Source organism: Pseudoalteromonas sp. FUC4 (genome assembly GCF_008370255.1).
Classification (GTDB): domain Bacteria; phylum Pseudomonadota; class Gammaproteobacteria; order Enterobacterales; family Alteromonadaceae; genus Pseudoalteromonas.
Map to the genome: position 1 here is coordinate 502,958 of NZ_SEUI01000003.1, position 21,459 is coordinate 524,416.

Here is a 21,459-nt window from a genome sequence, read left to right on the forward strand (position 1 = left end):
TTAAAGGTTTTTTAAGTTGAGCTGAAAATCCAAAAGCCCGATTTAAATCGGGCTTTTTAATGTGTAGCTAAATTTAACTACTTAAATTAGCTACTCAGTTAAAAACTCTTTAAATACGGTTTCAAACTTGTGTAATTTAGGTGCTATTAAAATACTACAGTAACCTTGTTGTGGGTTTTCGTTGTAGTAATCTTGATGATAATGCTCTGCTGGGTAATACGTTGTAGCTGGGCTAACCTCTGTCACTATTGGCTCGCTAACGTGGTTTTGTAATTGGGCTATCATTTCATTTGTTTGCTTTAATTGCGCGTCATCATGGTAATAAATAACGCTTCTGTATTGCGAGCCTATATCGTTACCTTGGCGATTTAATTGCGTTGCATCATGCAAAGTAAAAAACATTGCTAAAAGTATTTCAAAGCTCACTATAGCGCTGTCAAATTCAATCTTAACAACTTCTGCATGCCCGGTAGTGCCTGTACAAACTGATTGGTAGGTCGGCGTGTTTGTTTCGCCGCCAGTGTAACCAGAGCTTACGTTTAATACGCCATTTACACGTCTAAATGCAGCATCTATACACCAAAAACAGCCGCCACCAAATGTTGCTACTTGCTTTGCTGAGCTCATAAATTATTCCTAAATGTGTATGGAGTTTAAAGGCGAGCATAAAATGAATGCACCGTAACAACAAGGTTACGGCGCAATTAAGCGGTTAGATCTCTTCTAAAGGTTTATCTTGTGCTTGTTTATTAAGCTTTTGTTGTAAAAACTCAGGTGACTGTGTATTTCGCGATAGAGCATAATACGCCGCAGGTACAACAAAAAGAGTCAGCAAGGTAGAGACTATAACGCCTGTAAATACAACTACACCAATTACCATTCGGCTTTCAGCACCTGGACCTGAGGCAAATACCAAAGGTACTGAACTCATAACTGTTGTTAGCGAGGTCATTATTATTGGGCGAAGGCGCTGGGTAGCAGCTTGTAATATTGCTTCACTAAACTCTACGCCTTTATCACGTAATTGGTTAGTAAACTCTACAATTAAAATACCATTTTTAGCACTTAAACCTATGAGCATAACAATACCTATTTGGCTGTAAATATTGAGCGTGAGGCCTGTAGACCATAAACCAAACATAGCGCCCATTAAGCCAAGTGGTACAGTAAGCATAATTACAAACGGGTGCATAAAGCTTTCAAACTGTGCAGCAAGCACCAAGAAAGTAACGGTTAGTGCAAGTATAAATACGTAGGTCATCGCTGATGCGCCTTCGTAATAAAGCTGCGATTCACCTTTGTAATCTACTGCGCCATCTATATCGTTTTCCTGCGCGGCTACTTCGTTTAAAAAGTTAAGCGCTTGCTCAAGTGTGTAACCGTCAGCTAAGTTGGCGCTTAATGTAATTGCGCGCATACGGTTATATCGGTTTAAGCGCGATGCGGTTGCTTCCTCTTTTAAGCTGATAAGGCTATCAAGTGGGACTAGTTCACCACTGCGTGATTTAAGGTATATATTTGAAATGTCAGTAGGATTAGCAAAGTCTTCTTTAGTCCCTTTTAAAATCACATCGTATTCTTCACCGCGGTCAATAAAGGTCGTAACACGGCGCTGGCCCAACATTGTTTCAAGGGTTGTGCCTACATCAGACACCGATACACCTAAATCAGCGGCTTTGTTTTTATCTATGCTCACTAAAAACTGTGGGAAGGTTTCTTTATAATCGTGGTCGATTCTGACAAGGCCAGGGTTTTGTTCGGCACGTTTTATTATGCGGTCGCGCCAATTAGCTAGCTGTGCGTAATCGTTACCTTGTAATACAAACTCAATAGGGCGAGACGAGCCACCACCGCCAATACCACGGCGCATAATGGCAAATGCACGAACATCGGTAACTTCTTGCATTTTACCGCTTATTTCGTCCATTACCTCCCATGTTGAGCGCTTGCGCTTATCCCAATCTGCCATACCTACAATTGCAACGCCGCCACTACCGCCCCAACCAGGAACTCGAACAAGTACACGACTTAGCTCACCTGCTTCAGAATAGGGCATTAAACGCTCTTCAATTTTAGCCATATTAGCAGCGTTATTTTCATAACTTGCGCCTTCAGGGCCGCTCATCATGATAAAAAACGTACCACGGTCTTCTTTTGGTGTTAGCTCAGAAGGAACTTGTAAAAACAGCGAGTAACTAACAAAACCAGCTAATAATAAGCTAACCATTAAACCCCATTTACGAGTTATGTTAGTTGAGAGTGAGTTACGGTAACTTACTTCAATTTTAGTAAATTGACGATCCATCCATTGGCTAAACTTATTTGGTTTGTCTGATACTTTAAGTACTTTAGAGCACAGTGCTGGTGCTAGTGTAAGTGCGGTAACACTTGAGAAAAATACAGCAGCACTTACCGCCATAGCAAATTCAGTAAATAATGCGCCTATACGACCATCCATAAATACCAGTGGTACAAATACAGATATAAGCACAAGAGTAGTTGCTATTATGGCAAAACCAACTTCACGCGCGCCCCTAAATGCAGCTAGTAACGGTGGCTCGCCCAGTTCAATACGACGGTGAATGTTTTCAAGCATTACAATGGCATCATCTACTACTAAACCAATGGCAAGAACTAATGCAAGTAACGTTAGTAAGTTGATTGAGTAGCCCATTGCTAATAAAAACATAAAGCTACCAACCAGTGCGACCGGTACTGTTACTGCCGGAATAAGCGTTGCTCTTATGCTGCCCAAAAACAAAAATATAACGAGTACGACTAAACCCATAGAGATGGCAAGTGTGCTGTAAACCTCATTAATTGACTCTTTAATGAATACAGACGAATCGTAGCTATCTTGAATTGTGGTGCCTTCAGGTAAATTGCGTTTGATTTTTTCAAGTTCACTGCGGGCATTATCTACTACGGTAAGTGTGTTTGCTTTGGCTTGTTTGACAATTCCTAAGCCAATCATATTACGCCCGTTACCACGAAATAAGCTTTCGTCATCGGCAGCTTCTAATTGTACGTCGGCAACTTCACCTAAACGAACTAAGTAACCTTCTTCACCACGTTTAATTACTAGGTTTTTAAAATCGCGCTGATCTTTATAGCTGCGTGCGGTACGTACTGTAAAGTCACGGTCTATTGATTCTATTTCACCGGCAGGTAGCTCAACGTTTTCTGTACGAAGTGTATTTTCAATGTCGCTTGAGGTAATGCCGCGTGCAGCCATTGCTTGACGGTTTAGCCAAATTTTCATCGCGTATTGACGCTCACCACCAATACGCACATTCGATACGCCATCTACCACGGCTAAGCGGTCAACAATAAAGCGCTGCGCGTAATCAGAGAGCTGTAAGGAGTCCATTGTTTCGCTGTTTAATACAAACCATACGATAGGGCTTTCATCACTATTTGATTTAGATACTTCTGGTGGGCGTACTTGGTCTGGCAAGCTGTCTAATGCACGAGCCACGCGCTCACGTACATCGTTAGATGCAGCATCTATATCGCGGTTAATGTCAAACTCAATGGTAATGTTTGAACGCCCATTACGACTTGATGAGTTAATACTTTTAATACCTTCAATACCCGATATACGGTTTTCTATTATTTGCGTTATTTTGGTTTCTATAATCTCAGCAGACGCGCCAGTGTACTCAGTACTTATATTTACAATAGGCGTTTCAATATCAGGGTATTCTCGAAGTGGTAGCATAGTAAAAGCAACCAAACCAAAAGTAAGCAGTAGTAAATTAATTACAATGGCAAAAACAGGGCGTTTAACGCTAGTATCAGTAATTTTCACGTATTACCCCTTTATGCTTACTTTGCTACCAGAGCGAATTTTAATTAGCCCTTCAGTAACAATTTGCTCACCATCAGTTAAGCCTTCGTCGATAGCAACCCAGCCATTATTTCTGCCAGCAACATGTACTTCTATTCTATTAGCTATTCCGTCTTGAATTTGAAAAACAAAGTGTTTGTCTTGTAAAGGGATAACAGCTTTTTCTGGTACCATTAAAGCTTGGTTGCTACTAAGCTCAAGCGCTGTATTAAGCAACATTCCAGGGCGAAGTAATCCTGATTTATTGGCAAAACTTGCAGTTACTTCAACACTGCGTGTTACTGAATCGATACGCGAGCTAATATGCGTGACTTTGCCAGTAAATGTTTGATCTGGGTAGGCATCATTTTGTGTAAGCACCTTCATACCCATATCCAATTGTGCTAAATATTTTTCAGGAACTTTAAAGTCAACTTTAATAATACTAATATCATCAAGTGTAGTGATTATTGTTGTATTACTTACGTAGGCACCTATTGATATTTCACGCTTACCTAAAAGGCCTGAAAATGGTGCACTAATAGTCATTTCGTTTAATTTAGTTTTAGCGCTTTCTAGTTGAGCCTCAGTTGCATCAACACGAGATAGCTGCTCTTCAAGTAACGACTTTGCTGTTGATTGAGAACGTGAAAGTTCGGTTAAGCGGTCTAACTGACGTTGTTCTTCACGTAAATTAATACCAAGTTCTTTAACTGCAAGCTGTTCTTGTTGGCTTTGTAGCTGTACTAGTTTTTGTCCTTTACTGACTAGGTCGCCATCTTTAAAATATATATCGGTGACATAATCATTTTGTGCACTTTTTATATAAATAGCTTGGTTTGCACGCGCGCTACCAATGGCTTCTATCATCACTGCGTTTTCCTGAGAGGTAACAGTATGAGCCATAACTTGGGTAGACATTTGTGATGAATCGGCTTGTTCGCCGTGGCTAGCGGGTAAATATAAATAAACGCTAAATATTAGAAGTAACGTAATAATAAATGGAAAAAAAGCTTTACCTGATTGTCTTGAGTACATCGTTTTCATACCTGAAAATTAATTATATGTATTGTACGAAATAAGACCGAGAAAAGGCGGTTATGTATCTCATAAATTTGTGCGTTAGGCGTAAAAGTAAATAAGGTTTATTCATTGTTCCTATTTTATTAAGTGAAAAGCGGTAATGTATGACATTTAAAACTAACTGTAACTTATGTATAACAACAAGAAAGATTATAATTTGGGCAGTTATTATGTTTGTTTTTTATATGGTGTTTTACCAATATGGATAAATACAATAATGAGGTTCGGTACCGAGCACAGGGTGCACGAAACGGGATAGAGGTACTTGCAGTTGGCGCAATCGGTCTAGTTTTTATTATGTTATTTAATTTACTGAGGCCGGGCGAAATAAGCATACTTGAAATATTTTTAGTGAGTTTGTGTATTGCTGCTATTTTTATTGGGTTTTTAAAAACCCAAGAACCGTATTATAGCCTGTTAATAAGTGAGTCGGAGCTTGTTTATTGCCATAAGTATGGCGCTTGGAGCATGTCTCGTAGTAACTTCCATCACAGTGGTATACCAAAAGTAGAAGATGGTCTTGATTACTTAGAGCTCAATGCGGTGGGTGTTAAAGTAAATGACATAGATGAGTTTTTAACAAATTTTGCACCAAGAATTGCAGGGAAACTATTAATTGAGCAGCGTAATTTATTTATGCAAGTTGTTCAAAAACATTGCAAAAATGGCAATTGCCCATCAGAATGGTTAATAGAAGATACACAATACACATCCCATAAAGGGGTAAACTATACTGGTCTTATAGCCATGTTTGCTAATAGAACTAAGCACCTTCAACTGCTAACAGGTTACGATTTATTATTACCTGCCAGTGTATTAGATAGAGATATTTGGGCATTTAGTGCTAACTTAAATAAGTGGAAGCGCGAGCCCCGTCAGTTTATAGCGTCGCAAATTAACAATTAAGCTGCGACTGTAGGAAAGAAAAATGAGCCAAGACAGAGCTTTTTTAAAAAGTGGTCGAAATACCATAATACATAAAGATAAAAAACTTGATTTAGTGATTGTAAACTCTGAAATTCATCCCAAAATTAAAGTAACGCAACATGGCCTAGAACCATTTAAAGAAGAGTTACCCAAAAACCGTCGCGACGCAAAAGAGCGATATTTAGAGATGATTTATGTAAGTAGCGCTGATATATTTGGCGAAGAAAAACAGTTATTGTTTATTCAAGCGTTAGATGGTCGAGAGTATAAAATTGATTACAGTAAAATAGGTACAAAGCTATTTGTACGTATTCACCAAGATACTTATCTGTAGTGCTTTAATGGCATCTTTATTGCTTGTGATTACACTATAGTAATTATTTGACATAAAAAAGGTGCTACGTATGAAAGCGTTTGCTTTAATCCCTCTCATTTCTTGTGCTTTGTTAAGTGCGTGTGGAGGCGGTGGTGGAGATAGTGATAATACAGTTGTAGAAACCTCTGTTAATGCTGGAATCGATTTACAAATTATCGAAAAAACTGAATTTACCATCACAGCACAAGGTTCTCCCGCTGATGGTACGTTTTCATGGCAACAAGTTAGCGGTCCAAGCTTAGAAGGTTTTCCGCTTGATGGCGCTGAGCAAACACTTACTGCACCTGACGTAAAAACTGATAGTGAAATAATACTAAGAGTGAGCTATCAAAGTACAGGTAGTAGCGCTGTTAGTGACGATATCTCTATTTCAGTGAGCTCTAATAATCAACTACCGCTTGCTGTCGTTACCCAAACATCTCCTGAAACACTTCCATCTGTATACAAAGATACAGTGACGTTGAGCGCCCTAGAGTCGAGCGATCCTGATGATAATGGTCAAATTGATAGTTACTTGTGGCAATTGCTATCTGGCCCTGATTTAGATATTGAGAGCTTTAATGAGTCAACGCTTAGCTTTTCTCATCCTTTACTAGAAAGTAACGTGAATTTGTCTTGGCAGTTAACCGTTATCGATGATGAAGGTGGTGAGGCGAGTACTCAATATTCAATGACGCTTAATAAAACAAATGAACTAGTGGATGCAAATGCAGGCGCAGATCAAAATGTTGAAGAGTTTGAACAGGTAACGCTTGATGCTACAAATAGCGAAACTGTCACCGATACCTATCAGTGTAAGTGGCAACAACTTACCGGTAATACCGAAACGCTAAGTAATATCAATCAATGTACAACGACATTTTTTGCCTCAGATGTAGATACTGAGTCTACATTGAGCTTTGAAGTAACGGTAACCGACTCAAAGGGGCGCACCGATACTGATTCTTTATTTGTTGATGTATCACCCAAAGCTCTCGGACTTATAAACGATAGTGGTGTTGGTGAGTGTTATAACAATACTCAACGTATTAATTGTGAGAGTGATGATTTTCCAGCGCAAGATGCAGAGCTTGGGCGTGATAGCTATGCAAACCGCTTAAATAAGATTGGCAAAGGTAATTTAGCGTTTGATTATACTAAACTTAATCAGTTTGCTGATGAAGTTGGTGATGATAGTCGTGACTTTACCTGTATACGCGATAATGTTACTGGGCTTGTATGGGAAGTAAAAACTGAATCCTCAGGAGTATTACCAGATACAAGTTTGCGTGAGGGGCAAAATCATTACTTTTGGGATATAGGAGAAACTACTTTTACAGATACAAGTACTGCAAATAGCACATGCCCAAATGATACCAGTTGCGGCGTGCAAAGCTATATAAACGAAGTGAATAGCTTAGATTTCTGTGGTGGTACAAACTGGCGCTTACCAACTTATAATGAGCTTTTAGGTTTAATTGATTACGGGAAACAAGGGCAAAGAGTGCTAATAGACGAATCGTTATTTCCTTATATTCCTCAATCAGGTGATATAGAAAATGTGGATTTACCGTACTGGACCTCGCAAACTGCAGCTGATGGTACAAGTTTATCGCAAGCGTATATTATAGATATGAGTAATGGTAACGACCTTGCTTATCCAAAAGAAAAGCTCGCTTATGTACGTTTAGTTAGAAGCCGTTAGGAGAAAATAATGAAATTAAAATTACTCTATGTACTAGCAACTATAAGCTTGAGCTTTAATATTGCAGCGGCGCAAACTTGCTACGTCGGTGCAGATACCACAACACCGACAGATAGATTTACCATAAATACAGATGGCACTGTTTCTGATAGCGAAACTGGCCTAATGTGGCAACGCTGTAGTTATGGGCAAACCTATAATACAGAGACCCAGCTTTGTGAAGGTTCTACACCTTCTCTTACTTGGCAAGAAGCGCTTCGCGGTGCTAAAAATGATACAACCGCAGATTACGATGATTGGCAAATGCCTAACATTAAAGAATTAGCGAGTATTCTAGAGCACAGTTGCACCGAGCCGAGCATTAATGAAGAGGTGTTTTTTGGTACTAAGCTTCAAAACTATTGGTCAAATACATCGGGTGTAAGCACGATGAGCTCGGCGTGGGTTTATCAATTTGATAGTGGGCTGAATAGCTTGCATGCCAAAACCAGTAATGTGTATTTACGGTTAGTACGCTACGAAAAATAAAGTACATCAAAAAATTTGATATACAAAAGTGCAGCTTTAAAACAGCTGCACTTTTTTGTTTTACATCAATTTACGTTATTTCAATAATAAAGCGCTTACAACGTTGTCACTTAGCGCGTTTTTTTGCCATTATAGGCCGTGATTTAATTACGAAGGAACATCACGGTGTATTTAAGCTATTTTGGCCTGAACGAAAAACCTTTTTCGATTTCGCCCAACCCTCATTACTTATTTTTAAGTGAACGACATAAAGAAGCCTTAGCACACCTTACCTACGGATTAGGTGAAGACGGTGGTTTTGTATTATTAACAGGTGAAGTAGGCACAGGTAAAACTACAATTACCCGCAGCATGTTAGAACAATTGCCTGAAAATACTCAAGTAGCGATGATACATAATCCAGCGCTTTCAGAGCTGGAGTTATTAGCCAGTATTTGTGATGAGCTCAACATTAGTTACGATACTAATAATGCGACGCTTAAGAGCCTTACCGATATTATAAAAAAGCATTTGGAGACTAATAATAAATCAGGCGGGCACACTATACTTATTATCGACGAAGCACAATTACTTGCCCCTAACGTGCTTGAGCAATTACGTTTGCTGACAAATATAGAAACCGATCATAAAAAATTATTACAAATAGTATTGGTTGGTCAACCTGAGCTGCAAGACCTTTTGAAGCGCAACGAATTAAGGCAACTTGCCCAGAGGATAACGGCTCGTTACCATTTATTACCACTTACGCAAGGCCAAACTGTCGCTTACATAAAGCATCGGTTACATATTGCTGGGTGTGATAAAGGAATCTTTTCGATGGATGCCATGCAAGCTGTTCATCAATTAACTGGCGGTGTGCCACGATTAATGAACTTGGTCTGTGAGCGTGCTTTAGTTGGGACTTTTGCAAAGCAGCAGTTGATAGTTGATAGCGATATAATAAAAAAATCAGCCCATGAGTCTTTACCCATGGATTTTGTAGCACCGGTTAACCAAGCTAACAAAGCAACGTCATTTGTACCCTATAGCCTTGCATTCGCTGCTTTATTTGCCGTAGGCATTGGGCTTTCATTTATTTTATAGTTAGGTAAGTTATGTCTTATTTATTAGATGCGCTAAAGCAGTCGCAGCAATCAGATATGAGTGCTGAACAGTACGACTTACAATCTGAGCAGTTAAAGCAACAGCAAGCACTTAAGCGTTATAGACGATTAGCATTAGTATTTGGTACAAGCTTAGCTGCTTTTATTGCGGTAGCTGGTGGCTTTACCGCCGGAAAGTGGTTTCAGAGTACGACTTTATTAAACGCAGCGGAACCCGCTGTAATTAAGGTGGTGGAAAGCGAAAAATCATCGCCTAACAAAGACGTTAAAGAGGAAGATGTTGAAGCTGAAAAACAACAAGTAGCTAAGCTAGAGCCTGCTAAAGTAGCTCCAACAAATACTGCAACGATTGAAGGGCAACTTGTGCATGTGCAAACACCCAATGGTGTACAGCAAATGTTATTAACCCCAAATGGTCAGTATATTCCTATGCCGTCGAGCCCGGTGGCGAGCGCAGCAGGTTATAATCAGCAAAGTATGCAACAAGTAATGCCTGTTCAAAATTACAATCAGCCGGCGTTTAACCCACAAAGTAATTACAATCCAAATAATGCACAAAACACTGCGGTATTTGGGCAAAATAAAAATACCGCATCGGCTCAACTTGATATGAGTAAATATAAAGTATTGGGTAAGCCAATTAATGGCAGCACCCAATCTCAGCAGACGGATGACCCTGAGCTTGATGGAGTGCCTACAACGCTTAAAAATGCATTTGCGCAAGCTATACAAGATGTCGAAAAAAACCAAGATTATGAAGTTACTCAAGCGTCAAAAACATCATCACGTGTTGAGCCTGTAGAGTTACTACCTGATGGTTTGCAATCAATGTTACCTAATATTAAATATCAAGCGCATATATATTCATCGAGTGCTGATAAACGTTGGATCAAGCTAAATGGCCGAGAATTACACGAAGGAGAAAGCATAGGTGCTCTAACAGTCACAGAAATTACACCTGAGCAAAGTGTGCTAGATTTTGATGGTTATGAGTTTAGCTTAAAAGCTTTGCAAGACTGGCCGCAGTAAGCGCTTAGTTATCATGTTGAGAGCTCGGTAGAATATTGAGCTCTCAACAGTGCTTAGGATAATATTGAATTTTTATAAAAGCGTTCTAAATCAATATTATATTCCTTAGGTTTAACCGCTGACTCAAGAGTGTCTTCAGTTTTTTTATTAGATAAATCAATATCTTTTACTTCGGTATAGCGGCTATGCTTAGCGCTGTAAAATGTTTTAACGACAGGTTTTAGTGGTGCCCCCGGATTACTCTCGGTGACCAAACCTACTCTTTGACTCGATAACCTTACAAGCGTTCCTACCGGATGGATGCCAATACATTGAATAAATTTATTAAGCAGCACAGGATCAAAGCTATCTGGGCACCCGTCTTTTAATATTTTAAACGCCTTTATTGGTTCCATGCCCGCTTTATAAACACGTTCTGCGGTAAGTGCATCATACACATCTACAATTGATGCCATACGCACGTACTGACTTATCTCGTCACCTTTTTTACCAAACGGGTAGCCTTTACCATCGAGTCTTTCGTGGTGCATACCTGCAATATCTACCGCGATGCCTGTTAACCCAGAGTCTTCTAATATTTCTTTACTGAAAAGCGAATGCATTTTCATTATTTTAAATTCGTCGTCTGTAAAACGGCCAGGTTTATTTAGCACTTCATCAGGGATTTTTATTTTACCAATGTCGTGTAATAGCGCGCCGGTAGTCAGCTCAACAATAGTATCTTTTTCTATATTCAAGTGTTTTGCAAAAATACCCATTAATATTGATACATTAATTGAGTGCTCAAGTAGGTAGGCATCTTTTTGGCGCATTTGGGTAAGGCAGGCTAGGGCATCTTGATTTCTAAAAACAGAATCCATAAAGCCAGTTGCCAGTTCTCTAAACGGTGCTATATCTATGTCACGGCCAGCTTTTATATCTTTAAATGCTTTTATTTGTAGTGTTTTTGCTTCGTCGTAAAGCTTTTTTGCTTTTCCCATTTCTTGCTCAGCGCTGTTTATTTTTTGCCAAGGATCACGCTTTATTTTTGTTGTAGGTGTAGCGATAGGATCTTTTTCAGGGACTGAATCAATGAGGGTTTTATCAGGGTCGATTTCTACTTCTAAAATACCTGCTTTTATCAGGTTATTAATACCAGCTTGAGTTTTAACCCAGCCTTGGTTTTTAATTTTAATGCTGCCAGTTTGCTTGGTAACGCTTTGCACAAACATGCCAGGGACTAACTTAGTAATAGGAATGGTTTTCAATTTCACGGCTTCAGTTGTTAATCTACTTTTAAACTAACAAAATTATACGTAACGACCAAATAAAAAAGGCACTTTACAGTGCCTTTTTTTATTCTTTAGTGAAAAAGCATTAGCTTAATTATTCATCATCTTCAACAAGCGTCATTAGCGAGGTGTTACCGCCTGATGCTGTTGTATCAATACTGATTGTTTTTTCAGTAATAAGACGTTTGATTAATGTATCGTAATACTCAGAGCTAATTACCGGTAAAATAGCCCCTTTACGCTGTGCAAGTTGTTGGCTGAAGTAGCCTAAACGAGACGAGCGAGCAGCAACTACCGCACCTGCTAAGTGAGGGTGAGCCAAGATAGCTTGTAGCTGATTAGGTTTAGCTACTTGGAAAACACCTTCAGCAACACCTGTAGAGATAAATTTATCTTTAAAGGCAACAGCTTCATCATAAAATAGCTCAGACGCTACAGTAATTACCGTATTACCTGCGGCAATAGCGGTAATGATAGACAATGCCCAGAAGTTAAATGATGTGCTCTTATCTGCATAACATACTACACAACCACGTGCTTCTAGATGAAGTGTATTAGACTCACCCGTAGGCCCTGGCAGGGTAGTAAATTTACGCATGTGCTTTTCAAGGCGGTTAAGCTGTGCACGAGCTTCTGATAATGTTAATGCTAAATCGTCTGCTAAATCGTCGATAATTTCTACCGTTGCAATTTTAGCAAGCAACTGACGTACAGCCGAAACACGGTCGTTTAGTGGTGTTGCACGCCAGATTTTTTCATCGCGCATTGAGTTAGCCATTAGCTTTTTAACTTGCTCATTTGCACCGCTGTAGTGGTGTAAATCAAGCTCATCTGGCGTCAGGTTTGTCATTTGCACGTTATCTGGTGAAGCCTTTTCTTTTACTAAACGTTGAAGGTAGTTAGGGCCACCGGCTTTAGGGCCGGTACCTGATAAACCACGGCCGCCAAATGGTTGCACACCAACAATAGCACCAATCATGTTACGGTTAATGTAAACATTACCCGCACGTGACATTTTAGCAAGGTACTCACAGCGCTCTTCAATACGTGAATGTACACCCATTGTTAAGCCATAACCTGTGTTGTTAATTTGATCCATCACATCATCAAGTTCGCTCGATTTAAAGCGAACAATATGAACACATGGGCCAAATACTTCACGCTTAAGTACTGATAAATCTTTGATTTCGTATAAACGAGGTGCAAAAAAGTATGCGCCATTTTGAGTGTTATCCGGGATTTTACACTCGTAATGAAGTATAGAATTACCTTTTAAGTACTCAACGTGCTCGTTTAAGTTTTTAAGTGCTTTTTCATCAATTACCGGACCAACATCAGTTGATAGTAATGATGGGTCGCCTATGTGTAACTCAGCTAGCGCACCTTTAAGCATTTCGATAATGCCATCTGCTACGTCATCTTGAATGAATAACACACGAAGAGCAGAACAACGTTGCCCTGCACTTTGAAAACCAGAACTGATCACATCGTCAACTACTTGCTCAGGAAGTGCCGTTGAGTCAACAATCATACAGTTTTGGCCACCTGTTTCTGCAATTAACGGTACTTGAATATCGTTACGTGCAGCAAGTGTTTGAGAAATTAATGTGCCTGTTTCAGTAGAGCCTGTAAACATAACCGCTTGAATGCGTTCATCTGGAACAATTGTTTTGCCTACTTCAGAACCACGAGCAATAACAGGCTGAACAACATGCTCAGGTAAACCAACAGAGAGCATTAGTTCAATAGCACGAATTGCGATTAAGCTTGTTTGCTCAGCAGGCTTAGCAATAACAGTGTTACCTGTAACAATCGCAGCTGCCACTTGGCCTAAGAATATTGCAAGTGGGAAGTTCCACGGGCTAATACATAAAATAACACCACGGGCTTCAAAACGCTCATCTTGTGATAGCTCTTCAGCGCGCGCCGCGTAGTAGCGACAAAAATCAACTGCTTCACGTACTTCATCAATACCGTCTTGCGCTACTTTACCTGCTTCTTTAATACAGATAGCAACGAGCTCATCGTGATGACGCTCTAAAATATCCGCAACGCGGCGCAGTAAATTAGCACGGTCTTTTACTGGTGTTTGTGACCATGGTTCAAGTGCAGCTTCAGCATTAGCCAGTAATACTTTCATTTCTTCGCCAGTTTGCAATTTAACGTGACCGATGATTTCTTTATGATTCGCTGGGTTTTTAACAGCCAATGAGCCTTCAGGTACTTGGTTTTGCTCAATTAAGTGCTCGCTAAACCATGTTTCAAGATTCTCTTTGAAAGGGGTAATAACGTTAATATCGGTTAAATCCATGCCTTTAGAGTTAGCACGTTCTTCACCGTATAAATCAATTGGCATTTTAATTTGCGTATTGTACTTGTTACGCAGGCCTTGCAGTGTTTCTACAGGATCTGGTAGCAATGATTCAACAGGTTTTGATACATCAACAATTGCGTTTACGAACGATGAGTTAGCGCCATTTTCTAATAAACGACGAACAAGGTACGCAAGTAGGTCTTCGTGTTGACCAACAGGGGCATATACTCGGCACTGAATTTTTTCTTCGTTAACGATTTGGTCAAATAATGATTCACCCATACCGTGCAAACGTTGGAATTCAAAACCGGTGTTGTCACCTTTCGCTACTTCTAAAATAGTCGCGGCGGTGTAAGCGTTGTGCGTTGCGAACTGCGGATAAAGCACATCACGTGCTTCAAGCATTTTAATTGCACATGCTTTGTAAGAAACATCGGTAGTAGCTTTACGTGTAAACACTGGGAAGTGCTCTAAACCATCTTGTTGAGTGGTTTTGATTTCAGTATCCCAGTATGCGCCTTTAACTAGACGTACCATCATCTTGCGACCAACGCGGGTTGCAAGATCAGTTACCCATTCAATTACAAAAATAGCGCGTTTTTGATACGCTTGAACCGCTAAGCCAAATCCTTGCCAATCACCAAGATCTTCATCACTAAATACTGCTTCAATTACATCTAATGAAATATCTAAACGGTCTGCTTCTTCGGCATCAACGGTAAAGCCTATATCGTATTTTTTAGCGGCAAGAGCAAGTTCTTTTAACTTAGGGACGATTTCTTCCATCACACGGTCTTTATGAGTGAACTCATAGCGTGGATGAATAGCAGAAAGCTTAACTGAAATGCCAGGGCTCTTAATTGGACCACGACCATTAGCAGCTTTACCAATTGAGCGTATAGCATTCATGTAGCTGTCAAAGTAGCGCTTCGCATCTTTCATTGTGCGTGCGCCTTCGCCTAGCATATCGTAAGAATACACATAACCTTTTTGCTCTGTTTCGGCAGCACGTTCAATAGCTTCGTCAATGGTACGGCCCATTACGAATTGCTTGCCCATAATTTTCATAGCAAAGTTTACAGACTTACGAATAACAGGCTCACCTAAACGACCAATGGTCTTTTTAAGCATGCCGAACTGTTGTTCTTTCGTTTTATCTGTGTAGTTAACCATTTTACCGGTAACTAACAATCCCCAAGAAGATGCGTTTACAAATAAAGAATCGCTGCTTCCTAAATGAGAGCTCCAATCACCTTTGGCTAACTTGTCACGAATAAGTACATCTTGAGTTGCTTTATCTGGTACGCGAAGCAGTGCTTCGGCCAAACACATTAATACAACGCCTTCTTCACTAGAGAGTGAAAATTCATTTAAAAGCGCATCAACACCGCCTTGTCCATCTTGCTCTTTACGAATGTTCAAAACAATCTGGCGGGCTCTTTCCCAGGCACGACTTCGTGCTTTTACGCCTACTTCTGCAAGCGGTAAAATATGATCAATAACTGCATTTTCATCTATGCGGTAGAAGTCACGGATTCTTTGTCTGATAGGACAAGTAGTAGTTAAATCGCCGTTGAATAACATAAGCAACCCTCAGGATGTTAAGAATTAAAGTAAAATTAATTACCAATAAATTACCAGTGATATTGTGAGTGCATTCTAATTAAAATTCAGCAGAATATGCTGGTTAAATTTCGCGATTTACGATAATTTACAGGGTATAAATTTAACTTATCCGCATAAAATTCTGTTATGACAATTCCAAATAGATTACGCATGCTAGATCGTATTGATTTAGCCATACTAGACGTTCTTCAAAAGAACGGCAGAATTTCTAATGTTAACCTCGCAAAACAGGTTAATTTGAGTGCCAGCCCATGCCTAGATCGGGTTAAACGATTAGAGCAAGAAGGGTATATTGAAGGCTATTATGCCAAGCTTAGCGAAGCTAAACTTAATCAGAGCTTAGTAGCGCATGTTCAAGTATCGCTTGTTGCTTCAAACACCGCTGTATTTAAAGTATTTAGAGAGCACATATTAAGGATAGAACAAGTCGTCGAGTGTGACATGGTAGCGGGCGGCTATGACTACCTTTTAAAAATTCGTGTGTCAAACATGGAAGAGTACAGGCAGGTACTAGGTGATTTAGTCGATATCCCTGGCGTGGGTACTCATCATACTTATATGGTGATCGAAAAGATTAAAAAGGACGAAGGATTGCTAATCGATATTTAAGCTTTTCTCAAGTAATAAAAAAAACCGCAATTGCGGTTTTTTTATTTTAGTAGATAAATGCGATACCAAATAGTCTTTACATCACCTTATACATAATTTATTACGACCTTCCGACTTCGCTCTGTATAAAGCCGTATCAGCCGCGCATATTAATGCCTCAGATGTTCTGTATTGATTGTTGTATTCACACGCTAAACCCTGGCTTACACTTATTTTTACATTCGCTGGTAAACCGAGATCTCTAAAATTAATGTTGAGTATTTTTTCTTGAATACGTTTAGCAATCATTTGTGCATTTGAAATGTGCGATCGAGGCAGCACAACAGCAAATTCTTCACCGCCATAGCGTGCTACTAAACTGTCTTTAGAAGGTAAGCACTCTTCAATTGTACGAGCGACTTTTTGAAGGCACTTATCACCTTTTACATGGCCAAAGTTATCGTTAAATAATTTAAAGTAATCAATATCAATAAGTATAAAGCTAAGAGGCTGCTTGTTAACTATGCACTCTTGCCAATTATTAATGATGGTTTTTTCTAAAGTACAACGATTAGCAATACCAGTGAGGTGATCAAGTCTGGCCACGTTTTCCAGTACTTTATACTTTTTAACGTGCTTTGAAATATCATGCATTATACAAATAAAAAGTGGGGTACTTGAAACTACCGATTCGGGTAAACATGATACAGATAACTCAACATCTAAACAGTTACCATTGTTTTTTCTTATTTTAACTTCTTTCGGACCATGATTGAGTGGTGTTTGATAGTTGTTTTTCCAACTTTCAAACATGTATTTATAGTCATCGCGATACTGCTCTTGTAAACAATCTTGCCATTTTTTACCTATTAATGAATCAGACGTTACATTGAAAAAACGTGCTGCTACGGGATTTACTGATTCAAACACTCCATCTGCATTAACAATAAAAATAGCATCCGCCATGACATTAGTGACATTTATAATTGCGCTTATTTTTTCATTGTTAACGGTATTAGAAATGCTGCTGATTAATGCAGATACAGCGCTGTCGGTGTTGTGCGCTCTGCTATTTTCATTATTGTTAGACATGGTGTTGCTCATTTTTATTGTTAATGAAACTTTATGTCTAGTAGTTTATTTAATTTATGGTTTTTAAACCTTTCGGTAACCTTCTGATTTAAGTTATTGTTATTTATGTTTATTTAAGGGGCGTTTTCAAATAAATTGCACTGCAATTAATATGCCTGTGCAATTTAAAAATAAGTATTACTAATTAGAGTTCTTTTTCATTCTTAACTTGAGGATCAGCGCTTTCATATTTATTGCCATTACACTCAACGTTAAAGATTAAGCATACAGAGCCATTATTCTTGTCTGTATCGGTAATGATAATTGTGTGGCCGTTGTCACTTACTTTATAGCTGAAGTCTTGGGCGCATGGTTTTTGTGTGTCGATATCGGTGATAGTAGCGCCAGTAAATACGAAACCATTTTGAATTGTGGCAACGTCTAAATTGTAGTTGCCAGCGGTTTCGGTTCTTACAACACCACCGCCAGTAGCGGGTTCGCCATTTTTTGTATAACTAAAAATAGCTTCACCGTTGTTAAGTTCAATATTTACTTGAAAGTCGACATTTTCTAAGGTGTTATTCATATCATTTCCTTTATAAGTGATTATAGTTGGAAGTTCGTAATGCCTAATTTAACTAGGCTTGTTTTTATATTTGATATCTCGTCTTCTCTGTTTAAACAGGTATAAGCTTGTACTAATGGGTATGTTATTTTTACGCTCTGACTTATTTTTGCAGCTTCAGAAATAGTTTTGATAGCACTTAAGCAAAATTGCTCTCGCTGTTTATTAGTTGTAGCTAAGTTCGCTTTGATTAAGTTTATTCGTGTATGTACTAAGTAATCACCAGTTCTAGTTAGGTTGGCTAATTGATGTGTGTAGTTTTCATTATTCTCAAGCTCAGTTAACAACTCCTGCGCTTTGAGTGGTGATTGTCTATTTATAAAATATTGAATCAGTGTAATTTGTGTATTAATAGTGCTGGTATTTTTAAAATTTTGAGACTTTAAAAAATTAATTATTTTTTCAATTGTTGAGTCAGTAGCTTCATCAGTAGATAGCATTAGTGAATATGCTAAAGAGCGATAATACATAAGCTGAAATTTATTGTTTTTTGGATCTTGTACTAAAGCTTCATTAATAACTTGATTAGCCAAGTTGGCTTTTTTATGAGCCATCCGTTTATCACTCAAATAGCTCAGTAAATAACTTTGTTGCATATATATGTTTGCTGACGTGTAAAAAAGGCTTGCATCACTAGGGTAGTTAGCAATCAATTTTGTGATTACTTCAACTGCAGCTTCTAGTATATTAACTGCTTCATTAAAGTTACTTAGCTTCTCTTCTGTTTTTGCAAGCCAACTAATCGTATCGGATTTATCTCGAAGTAAATCTTTGTTATTAGGTTTCAGTTCAAGCGCTTTATTTTTAAGTAAAAGTGACTCTGTAAAGTTCTTTTTTGCAGCGCTGTAGTTAGATTTTTCTATGTATAAAGAACCTAACGAATTAGATGAATACGATAATTCCATAATGGAGTTAAAATCATTGGCCGCCAGCGCATACATTTTTTTACTGTAAGCGTGGTATTTTTTAAACATTTGCTCAGTAGCTTGATGATCATTTTGATCATAAGCTAATTGACCAAGCCAAAAGGCATTGGCACCTGCAAGCGTGAGTAGCTCTAAGTTGTTAGGCTGTATTTTTAATAATGCCTCAAGGCGGGTACGGGCGTTTTCAAAGGCGGTAAAGGCTTCATCGGTTTTACCTCGGGAATAAGCTACTTCACCCATTGCCTCAAGAGTTTGTGCGTACTGAAAACGGTTGTTAAATTGTGCTTTATTATCGCTAAAGCTAAAAAGTGAACTTGAATCGTCAGTTTGCTCAGTAAAATACTCAAGTGCTTTATTACTAATACCATCAAGTAAGTCCATACGTTCAACGCTACGTAATTTATCGGCAAAGTCGCCGACCATAAACCCCAGTAAGCTTTCGGCCTCAAGCTGTTTTTTTTGCGCATGTTGTTGGGCTTTAAAACTAGTGAAGCTCATTAATAACGCGGTGCATGTAAGTAAGCACAATAAAGCAACGGTCACTCGTTTTGCTCTTATTTTTGTTTTTGTTTTTTTTACAGAGCTTTTGATAAGAGCATGCTCGTTATCATCTAATTTAAACAGTTTGTCGTTAAGTAATAGCTGCGCTTCTTGTAGCGGTTTACCTGGCGCTAGGAGGTAAGCACTACTTTTACCTTCATCTATCCAATTTTGCGCTTGGTGTTGTAAGCGGCTTTTTATTGCTAAGGCATCTTTATGGTCATTAATCCATTGTTTTGCGCGCGGCCATTGACGCAATAATGCCTCGTGAGCAAGGCTAAAACAGGCTTCTTGGTTTTGTAAATGCGATACAAATAAACGGCTATCGACCATGGCTTGCACAAGCTCTTTTTGGCTTGTGTTGGTTAATGTTTGCCAGCGGGCAGCTCGGCTCGTAATGGTTTTACCATCTGGGTTTAAAGTGATCAGTTGTGATAATACGCTTTTTAGTTGCTGCTTTTGCTCATTACTAAGGCCAATAAATATATCTTCTGCTTTTTTGCCTATGGCGCCCTCAATACCCCCGAGTTTTTTGTAAACACTGTGCAATAGCTCGTTATTATCACTGCGCTGTAAGTACAGCTCTTGCAATGTGTATTGCAGCATGGGCAATGCATCGGGGTTATTGGCGGTATCTGCGCACAATATTTCATCCAGTGGTGTTTGGGTTTGTGGGTCATTGGAGAACGTTAAATTAGCGGTTAACGCTGGTAGGCGAATAATTTGTTGAAGCTCTTGTCGGTTTGGCGGTGTTAAATCGTAGTGGGCGCCATGAGCTTTGCCTGCCATTAGACTTGGTTGTTCAACAACTAAAGGGTAAAAGTCGTTACGACACGCACTAAATACAATCACAGCTTTAGAGATTGCTAAGCGCTCAATAACCGATAAAAAATGGCTGCGTGTTTCGTTACTAAATATAGGAGAAGAAAGCAGTACTTCTAAGCGGTCAATAAATAAAAATAACTGGGGTGTTTTAAGTTGTGTAGAGGCTTTGCTAAGTGCAATTTGTATTGCGTTGATTACGCCATCTATTGCCAATTCTAGTTGCTCTGCTAGTGTTTGCGCGCTTAATCCTTCAAACACAGGCTGGGCGTTTATATCCCAATCAAGTAATGCAGAAGCTAAGTCTAGAAAAAGTCTATTTTTATGCACATCTGCAAAGTCGATCTGGGTGTAGGAAATAACCCCGATGCCATTATAGCCTCGCTCATCTAGCAGTTTTGGTAAAATTCCAGCATTAACAAGCGAGGATTTACCTGTACCGCTAGGGCCAAGTATTAAGCAAAAAGCACGACCGTAATTTACCTGGTTAGATATCCTTTCCAGCAGAGTAGCTATAGATTGGGTACGGCCAAAAAAAACGTGGGTATCATTTGGGTTATATGCACGCAGGCCTAAGAAAGGGGAACCTCCTTGCCATGTACTTTCAGTGTTTGGGGTAGGATCTGCTAACGGAAAAGATAATTTTGCAATAATGCGGTAGCCACGTTTACGGATAGTTTCAATATAATGTGATTCATTGGCTTTATCACCGAGCGCTTTTCTTAGCTGAGTGATAGTTTTATGTAATGGATTATCGCCAATATTAGTATTTTTCCAGCATTTATTGAGCAATTCATCGCTGCTTACAATGTCGCCATTTTGTTGACACAAATGCAATAAAACTTCCATCGCTTTGGGCTCTAACTGTTTGGCTTTACCAGTGAGTTGAATTGAGTTAGTTGAAGGTGTTACTTGCCAATCGCCTAGGTAGAAGGGGTTGCGCATCATCATTACTCATTATTGTTTTTTTATTATTAAAATTAAGTGCGTATTGATATTTATTAATACTATTTATATGGCAAATAAATCTATAACACAACTATTTGAGTTTATTCTGAGCAAAGAGGAGGGGGAGTAAAGGATGAGCTTGCAGATATGCAAGCTCACTATAAAAATA

The 21,459-nt window shown here is 39.0% G+C and carries 15 protein-coding genes; 7 read left to right on the plus strand and 8 right to left on the minus strand.

What is annotated here, in order from left to right; all coding sequences use genetic code 11:
- Nucleotides 1-90 precede the first annotated feature (90 nt).
- From msrA to EU510_RS11840, 3 genes are all read right to left on the minus strand, one after another.
- Nucleotides 91-627 carry a peptide-methionine (S)-S-oxide reductase MsrA gene (msrA, locus tag EU510_RS11830; RefSeq protein WP_149593663.1) on the minus strand — a complete coding sequence of 179 codons (537 nt, stop codon included), beginning with the start codon at nucleotides 625-627 and terminating at the stop codon, nucleotides 91-93.
- 85 nt (nucleotides 628-712) lie between these two features.
- Nucleotides 713-3,811 carry an efflux RND transporter permease subunit gene (locus EU510_RS11835; protein ID WP_149593664.1) on the minus strand — a complete coding sequence of 1,033 codons (3,099 nt, stop codon included), beginning with the start codon at nucleotides 3,809-3,811 and terminating at the stop codon, nucleotides 713-715.
- 3 nt (nucleotides 3,812-3,814) lie between these two features.
- Nucleotides 3,815-4,867, minus strand: coding sequence for an efflux RND transporter periplasmic adaptor subunit (locus EU510_RS11840; protein ID WP_149593665.1), 1,053 nt, complete (start codon nucleotides 4,865-4,867; stop codon nucleotides 3,815-3,817).
- 246 nt (nucleotides 4,868-5,113) lie between these two features.
- On the opposite strand from EU510_RS11840, the gene EU510_RS11845 reads away from it, so the two are divergent.
- The 6 genes from EU510_RS11845 (at nucleotide 5,114) to EU510_RS11870 (ending at nucleotide 10,559) form a co-directional block, all read left to right on the plus strand.
- The gene (locus EU510_RS11845; protein WP_149593666.1) at nucleotides 5,114-5,818 is read left to right on the plus strand and encodes a DUF2982 domain-containing protein; all 705 of its coding nucleotides are present in this window, start codon (nucleotides 5,114-5,116) and stop codon (nucleotides 5,816-5,818) included.
- A gap of 22 nt (nucleotides 5,819-5,840) precedes the next feature.
- Nucleotides 5,841-6,173 carry a hypothetical protein gene (locus tag EU510_RS11850; RefSeq protein WP_149593667.1) on the plus strand — a complete coding sequence of 111 codons (333 nt, stop codon included), beginning with the start codon at nucleotides 5,841-5,843 and terminating at the stop codon, nucleotides 6,171-6,173.
- 70 nt (nucleotides 6,174-6,243) lie between these two features.
- Nucleotides 6,244-7,899: a DUF1566 domain-containing protein gene (locus EU510_RS11855; protein WP_149593668.1), complete on the plus strand. Its 1,656-nt coding sequence runs from the start codon at nucleotides 6,244-6,246 to the stop codon at nucleotides 7,897-7,899.
- Between the two features lie 9 nt (nucleotides 7,900-7,908).
- On the plus strand, nucleotides 7,909-8,427 hold the full coding sequence (locus EU510_RS11860; protein ID WP_149593669.1) for a DUF1566 domain-containing protein: 519 nt from the start codon (nucleotides 7,909-7,911) through the stop codon (nucleotides 8,425-8,427).
- A 165-nt stretch (nucleotides 8,428-8,592) separates the two neighbouring features.
- Nucleotides 8,593-9,510, plus strand: coding sequence for an ExeA family protein (locus tag EU510_RS11865; RefSeq protein WP_149593670.1), 918 nt, complete (start codon nucleotides 8,593-8,595; stop codon nucleotides 9,508-9,510).
- Nucleotides 9,511-9,521: 11 nt separating this feature from the next.
- Nucleotides 9,522-10,559, plus strand: coding sequence for a general secretion pathway protein GspB (locus EU510_RS11870; RefSeq protein WP_149593671.1), 1,038 nt, complete (start codon nucleotides 9,522-9,524; stop codon nucleotides 10,557-10,559).
- 53 nt (nucleotides 10,560-10,612) lie between these two features.
- Here EU510_RS11870 and EU510_RS11875 read toward each other — a convergent pair whose 3' ends face one another.
- Both EU510_RS11875 and putA read right to left on the minus strand, forming a co-directional pair.
- Nucleotides 10,613-11,806 (minus strand): HD-GYP domain-containing protein, encoded by a 1,194-nt coding sequence (locus EU510_RS11875; RefSeq protein ID WP_149593672.1) that lies wholly within the window; start codon nucleotides 11,804-11,806, stop codon nucleotides 10,613-10,615.
- Nucleotides 11,807-11,924: 118 nt separating this feature from the next.
- Nucleotides 11,925-15,728, minus strand: a complete 3,804-nt coding sequence (putA, locus tag EU510_RS11880) for a bifunctional proline dehydrogenase/L-glutamate gamma-semialdehyde dehydrogenase PutA (RefSeq protein WP_149593673.1) — start codon at nucleotides 15,726-15,728, stop codon at nucleotides 11,925-11,927.
- A gap of 168 nt (nucleotides 15,729-15,896) precedes the next feature.
- On the opposite strand from putA, the gene EU510_RS11885 reads away from it, so the two are divergent.
- Entirely contained in the window at nucleotides 15,897-16,379 is a 483-nt protein-coding gene (locus tag EU510_RS11885; protein ID WP_024596882.1) for a winged helix-turn-helix transcriptional regulator, read from the plus strand.
- Nucleotides 16,380-16,460: 81 nt separating this feature from the next.
- Here EU510_RS11885 and EU510_RS11890 read toward each other — a convergent pair whose 3' ends face one another.
- The 3 genes from EU510_RS11890 to EU510_RS11900 form a co-directional block, all read right to left on the minus strand.
- A complete protein-coding gene (locus tag EU510_RS11890; RefSeq protein WP_149593674.1) occupies nucleotides 16,461-17,450 on the minus strand; it encodes a sensor domain-containing diguanylate cyclase in 990 nt (329 codons plus the stop codon).
- 184 nt (nucleotides 17,451-17,634) lie between these two features.
- Nucleotides 17,635-18,015, minus strand: a complete 381-nt coding sequence (locus EU510_RS11895) for a DP-EP family protein (protein ID WP_149593675.1) — start codon at nucleotides 18,013-18,015, stop codon at nucleotides 17,635-17,637.
- Nucleotides 18,016-18,035: 20 nt separating this feature from the next.
- Entirely contained in the window at nucleotides 18,036-21,290 is a 3,255-nt protein-coding gene (locus tag EU510_RS11900; RefSeq protein ID WP_149593676.1) for a winged helix-turn-helix domain-containing protein, read from the minus strand.
- Nucleotides 21,291-21,459: the final 169 nt, after the last annotated feature.